General features: G+C 33.8%; 4 protein-coding genes and 1 pseudogene. All 5 read right to left on the bottom strand.

From position 1 onward, the window contains the following. Positions 1–423: hypothetical protein (locus GQ589_RS11120; RefSeq protein ID WP_160426210.1), on the bottom strand; the 423-nt coding region annotated here is incomplete at its 3' end. Positions 424–451: 28 nt separating this feature from the next. Then, positions 452–1837 (bottom strand): hypothetical protein, encoded by a 1386-nt coding sequence (locus GQ589_RS11115; protein ID WP_160426208.1) that lies wholly within the window; start codon positions 1835–1837, stop codon positions 452–454. 28 nt (positions 1838–1865) lie between these two features. After that, positions 1866–3245 carry a hypothetical protein gene (locus GQ589_RS11110; RefSeq protein ID WP_160426207.1) on the bottom strand — a complete coding sequence of 460 codons (1380 nt, stop codon included), beginning with the start codon at positions 3243–3245 and terminating at the stop codon, positions 1866–1868. Positions 3246–3249: 4 nt separating this feature from the next. Then, the gene (locus GQ589_RS11105; RefSeq protein ID WP_160426205.1) at positions 3250–5748 is read right to left on the bottom strand and encodes a YwqJ-related putative deaminase; all 2499 of its coding nucleotides are present in this window, start codon (positions 5746–5748) and stop codon (positions 3250–3252) included. Between the two features lie 23 nt (positions 5749–5771). After that, positions 5772–6358: pseudogene (locus tag GQ589_RS11100) on the bottom strand (DUF2345 domain-containing protein); the annotation flags it as partial.

The raw sequence follows: 6358 nt of genomic DNA, 5'->3' as shown, positions 1-6358 counted from the left end.
CGAGCCATCGGTATACCATCCGATGGCTTCGACATTATAACCATCAATCCATAGTGCTTCGCCCCAAAGAAATCCATTACGATATTCATAAGTTACACCATTAAGCAACTCTCCTTGATAGTATGTTGTATCATTGCCATAATCATAATAGTCTCCATCTTCATCTTCATCTTCATCTTCAATCACATCAAAATCTATTTTTAATGGACTACTATTATGTTTAAAAAAACCATAATCATCTTCTGTTGTGATTGCACCTTGGGTAATTTGGTAAACTTTATGCAATGTTTGTTCACGATGGTCATAAGCCAATCCACTAAACAATACATCATTTAAAAAGTACAAGCCGTCAATCTGTTGCAAATAACTTAACTCTACCCGAATGGGTAGGTTTATATTATGGTTTTTTTGAATGAGGTTCATTTTTATGTTCTGTCTTTTATAAAGTTGGTTAACCTTGATAGCGTAGTTCAAAGACTTGTAATGTTTCGGATATTAGTTTGATATCACAATGTACTTGTAACTGGAATGCTTTTAGGAATGTCCAGATTTCCTGATTACGATGTTCGCGCTGTTGATAGGCCATAATTCTAGCTTGCTTATCTACTGATTGTTCGTGGCTATAATCCATTGTCTTTTTATTTTCTTCAATCGATAATTTTTTTAAATTACTAAATTGGGCAATTTTTGCGAATAAAGAGATAGGAAAGTTACATTGCCGTAAATTAAGCACAGTAATTTGCTCAAGTGGTAATGTATTTAGTAGGTAGTTAAAATCGTTTTGATTAACATCAGCAGTTACTTTTCTATTAACTGGACAGTAGTCAAATAATAATCCTGAACTTGAGTCTAGTCTAATTTGACAATGCTGTTTAGCTTGTATGGCAAATAGCAATGTCAATAGGGCATGGTTACGTTCGTCACACTGTTGCTGTTTTATCTTTCGTTCTTGCTCAGGCATTCTTTCTAAGTCAAAATCACTTACCCCTCTTTCTTTAAAAAAGATGTATTTTAAGTTGGGTAAATCCATTAATTTGGTTAATACTGGTAAAGATAAATACTGAGTTGATAACGTTAATTTTTTAATTGTATGAAATTGGGTATGATTAACAAAATAGTGGAAATTATCTTCACGTTGAATATTAAGCATAATATCCTCAGCCAATGGATAATACGCCAGTAATCCTTTTAGGTTATTGAGGGGTAAGGGTAAATCATCTCGTTTAAACAAGTTTCCCAAATCGGCAATATTATCTACAGCTAACGCACAAAATTTAATTTGATTTTGATCATTAAAAGTTAAGTTAACGAGTGCTTGCTCTCTTATAATATCAATATTAGTCAGCTGTTTATAATTCCACTCAACTTTACATGTGTCTTCAACATAATCTGTTTCATACTCGTATATTAATCCCGAGCCATCGGTATACCATCCGATGGCTTCGACATTATAACCATCAATCCATAGTGCTTCGCCCCAAAGAAATCCATTACGATATACATAAGTTACACCATTAAGCAACTCTCCTTGATAGTATGTTGTATCATTGCCATAATTATAATAGTCTTCATCTTCATCTTCATCTTCATCTTCAATCACATCAAAATCTATTTTTAATGGACTACTATTATGTTTAAAAAAACCATAATCATCTTCTGCTGTGATTGCACCTTGGGTAATTTGGTAAACTTTATGCAATGTTTGTTCACGATGGTCATAAGCCAATCCACTAAACAATACATCATTTAAAAAGTACAGGCCGTCAATCTGTTGCAAATAACTTAACTCTACCCGAATGGGTAGGTTTATATTATGGTTTTTTTGAATGAGGTTCATTTTTATATTCTGTTTTTTATAAAGTTGGTTAACCTTGATAGCGTAGTTCAAAGACTTGTAATGTTTCGGATATTAGTTTGATATCACAATGTACTTGTAACTGGAATGATTTTAGGAATGTCCAGATTTCCTGATTACGATGTTCGCGCTGTTGATAGGCCATAATTCTAGCTTGCTTATCTACTGATTGTTCGTGGCTATAATCCATTGTCTTTTTATTTTCTTTAATCGATAATTTTTTTAAATTACTGAATTGGGCAATTTTTGCGAATAAAGAGATAGGAAAGTTACGTTGTCGTAAATCAAGCACAGTAATTTGCTCAAGTGGTAATGTATTTAGTAGGTAGTTAAAATCGTTTTGATTAACATTAGCAGTTACTTTTCCATTAACTGGACAGTAGTCAAATAATAATCCTGAATTTGAGTCTAGTCTAATTTGACAATGCCGCTTAGCTTGTATGGCAAATAGCAATGTCAATAGGGCATGGTTACGTTCGTCACACTGTTGTTGTTTTATCTTTCGTTCTTGCTCAGGCATTGTTTCTAAGTCAAAATCACTTACCCCACTTTCTTCAAAAAAGATGTATTTTAAGTTGGGCAAATCCATTAACTTGGTTAATACTGGTAAAGATAAATACTGAGTTGATAACGTTAATTTTTTAATTGTATGAAATTGGGTATGATTAACAAAATAGTGGAAATTATCTTCACGTTGAATATTAAGCATAATATCCTCAGCCAATGGATAATACGCCAGTAATCCTTTTAGGTTATTGAGGGGTAAGGGTAAATCATCTCGTTTAAACAAGTTTCCCAAATCGGCAATATTATCTACAGCTAACGCACAAGATTTAATTTGATTTTGATCATTAAAAGTTAAGTTAATGAGTGCTTGCTCTCTTATAATATCAATATTAGTCAGCTGTTTATAATTCCACTCAACTTTACATTTGTCTCCAACATAATTTGTTTCATATTCGTATATTAATCCCGAGCCATCGGTATACCATCCGATGTCTTCGACATCATAACCATCAATCCATAGTGCTTCGCCCCAAAGAAATCCATTACGATATACATAAGTTACACCATTAAGCAACTCTCCTTGATAGTATGTTGTATCATTGCCATAATTATAATAGTCTCCATCTTCATCTTCATCTTCAATCACATCAAAATCTATTTTTAATGGACTACTATTATGTTTAAAAAAACCATAATCATCTTCTGCGGTGATTGCACCTTGGGTAATTTGGTAAACTTTATGCAATGTTTGTTCACGATGGTCATAAGCCAATCCACTAAACAATACATCATTTAAAAAGTACAAGCCGTCAATCTGTTGCAAATAACTTAACTCTACCCGAACCGGTAGGTTAAGCGCAGTTTTATTTTTTATCTTATTCATTTTATTATCCTTCTCGCCCTGTTCTAACTTTAATTAGAGGATCTAAAATACCACTGCAATTAGCGCAGGCTTTAAATGCTTTTAGATAATCGTCTTTTTTCGGATTTTTGGTTTTAAAAGTATATACTTCAATTTCGTGTAAATATTCTTCGGGATCTAATCCTCGCATTCGCAGTTGTTTAAATACATCATCAACAGCTACTATTTCAGCATGGGCACCGGGCATACCATTAAAATTTGATAGATGATCTTTATGTTTGATTAAATAGTTTTTTATTAACTTCGCTGTTAATTTATCCATTTTTCTATCTGGATAGAAAGATCGTAATGTTGCGATATAACCTTCAATATCAATAACGCTAATCGGGGCTGAATTACCAGTAAATTTACCCTGTACAACTACTTTAGCTTTAATCGCACTTTGTAAATCAAACGGTAAATTGCCAAATTCTTTTGCATTTTCAAATATAATGCCTTTAATTGTACAAGTTGCTTTTGATATGGCAACTCTTTTTTTCCATTTGGCATCTTTTTCTATTTTAGCTCTAACCTGACCTGGATAATTTGCTATATACTCAAAACTTCTAGCTTCTGCAATAATTGAATTTACTATCGTTTTACTGTAAAGCTGGTTATCTATCCTTGCTAGAACTTGTACTCGTTGATCGCTTTCTGGTGTCTTTGATGAAGGAGGAAGTAATGCTTGCTTTGTTGCCTCGTATGGATTGTCAAGATTTAAATGCTTATTAATTTCGTTTTTTAGAAATATTTCGGGTTCAGGATTAATATTTAAATAATGTAAATATTCATTGCTAGGTATAAAAATATTTTGGGTAAGTGTGGATGGTGGCTCTATATTTTCGCCCAATAATGGTAATAATTTAAATTCTTGTAATTGTCTGAAAGCGGCTCTTGTTTCTGGTATTGTGGCTGGTGCTGTCGATTGGGGAGGTAAAGTTTCGCCATGTTCAATGATAACAATACTTGGATCGTTTAATATGGCATCGACCTCTTCTTTTGTCAATTTTTTCAGTAGCGATGCGTCTTCTGAGATAAAATTAAAGTTAGCAAGGGAGCTTTTGATATTAACGTAACTTAATGCCCCAATGGTTATTCCCGCTGCGATTAATCGTAAAATTCTTGACAGTTTTTCATCTGGCGGGATAGTTTTATCTTCCATTGTTGAATAAATGGCCGAAGCAATTTCGCTAGAAATCATAATAGTTTGAACACTATTAGCCGTAACTTCACCAATAAGTATCGCTTTTATGGCATTTGTTTTACCTACTTGCTGAGGCAAGAATGCTAATGGCTTCCATGCTACCAAGGCTTTCATTGAGGCCATTCCTAATATACTTGCAATAATGGTTAATGAGTCTATTCCATCATCTTTCCAGTTACTAAAGCCCGAATTATAACGTTGCGTTATATTAATCACTGATGCTGCACTACCCGCTACGGCTGAAGCTGCCATAGCCCATAATGCAGCCGTCGCTACCTGTCCACCAGGTATAAAAATTAAGATGGCACCAGCAACGATAGATGCACCAATTGCAAACCAGCTCAGTGCATTAGAAATGCTATCTAACAAAGTTGAACCATCTGTTGTGAATTGATGTTCTTGCGAATAATGTTGATCGTATATATCCCAACTAAGTAGCCCTTCACCATCATATTTCGGTATTTCTAGTGTTGGATGGCTAGAGCAAAGATAACGACATTTTAATATGCCATCAGGGTAACGATTATCACTTTCCCATTTTTTTAAAGCATCAAGTACCGCCGTTTGCTCGGTATCACCTTCACCCTTAAATACGCCACACCAACCTTGTAGTGTTGGGCTAGTCCAATCTAATAAATAAGCTTTATTATCTTTATAAAAATAACAAACCTGTAATAAAATTGAATTTGTGTCAGGGTACTCGTTAGAATAATGTCTTGCGGTAATAATTTTGAAATTTTCTTTATGAGTATCTGGTATTTTTTTAAGCAAATATTCTAGCTTTTCACAATATGTTTCCATATTTTGGATGCGTTCTTGATATTTGCTTTCTTCATCTTCACTAAGCTGGCTTTTGGGTTCTAAAGCGTGAATTACGTCAATCTGCTTTTTTAAGTTGTGTAGCACGTTGAATGGATTTTCAGTCTCTTCAAAAGTACCGCTGTCATAACTTAAGCATTCATCTTCGCTGATGACGTGTTGAACATAGTAATAATTTTTGGGGTTTGGATCTAATAAACTTTTTTTTACGGTACAAACTACGGTATGCACCCCTCTTAATGTCCATTTGGCATCTAGCCATTTAGGTCCATTGGGGCCACTAATGTTACGCTGTTTTTTTTTGTCCTCATCACTGTGATTAACACAACACCAACGAATAATTAAGTTTTCTACATCTTTCGCTTCAGGATTAACCTTTCTTAAAAAAAATGACATTTTTTTATTTTTAATCACATATTTTAAGGATGGCTCTGTTACAATTTTGTAGTCTTCTAAATTCATTGTTTTAAATCCTATTGTTTTTATTATTTTTTATTATTTTTTAGGTCAGCTCTATCTAAAAGATAATCAATTAGGTTTTTATGATTGTTATATGGTCCAATTGATTTTTTTAATGTTTTTGCTAGATCTTCATGATAGATCTGTTTATAAACCTCACTTGTTTTGGCAACAATTTCTTCTGCATAACTTAAGTAATCAATTATTGCATTAGCATTGCCCACCTCAATGGCTTTATGTAGTCGTTGTGCATTAGCTTTGGCTAAAATATCATCTTGATCAGGATAAGCGTAAGCATATTCTATGCCAAGCGGTACATTTTTTAATACTACCCTTCCTTCACGGTCTAATTTTCCTTGTCGCAATTCCCCATTCTTAAAACGCACAACATATTTTGTCATCGGAATCGGATAACCATCTTCTGTTTTAAGTTCTAGCGTGATGCCTTCTTGCATATCTTGCTCGGTAAATAATGCTGGTACATCTATTGGGTCATAATTCAATATTGCCCCCCCCATTTTCTGCAACACATTACACTTAAGATAGATATTATCCTGTGTACCCAGTTCGATACCTTCGCTGCTGATTTTGATATAAGAGCCACCGCAGATAA

The organism is Gilliamella sp. Pas-s27, from assembly GCF_009795865.1.
Classification (GTDB): domain Bacteria; phylum Pseudomonadota; class Gammaproteobacteria; order Enterobacterales; family Orbaceae; genus Gilliamella.
The sequence above is the reverse complement of the archived record's forward strand: the minus strand, read 5'-3'. Positions and strand labels throughout refer to the sequence as shown.

Coding starts and splice junctions, on each gene's coding strand:
- GQ589_RS11115 (WP_160426208.1), bottom strand. CDS start 1,837: ATGAACCTCATTCAAAAAAACCATAATATAAACCTACCCATTCGGGTA.
- GQ589_RS11110 (WP_160426207.1), bottom strand. CDS start 3,245: ATGAATAAGATAAAAAATAAAACTGCGCTTAACCTACCGGTTCGGGTA.
- GQ589_RS11105 (WP_160426205.1), bottom strand. CDS start 5,748: ATGAATTTAGAAGACTACAAAATTGTAACAGAGCCATCCTTAAAATAT.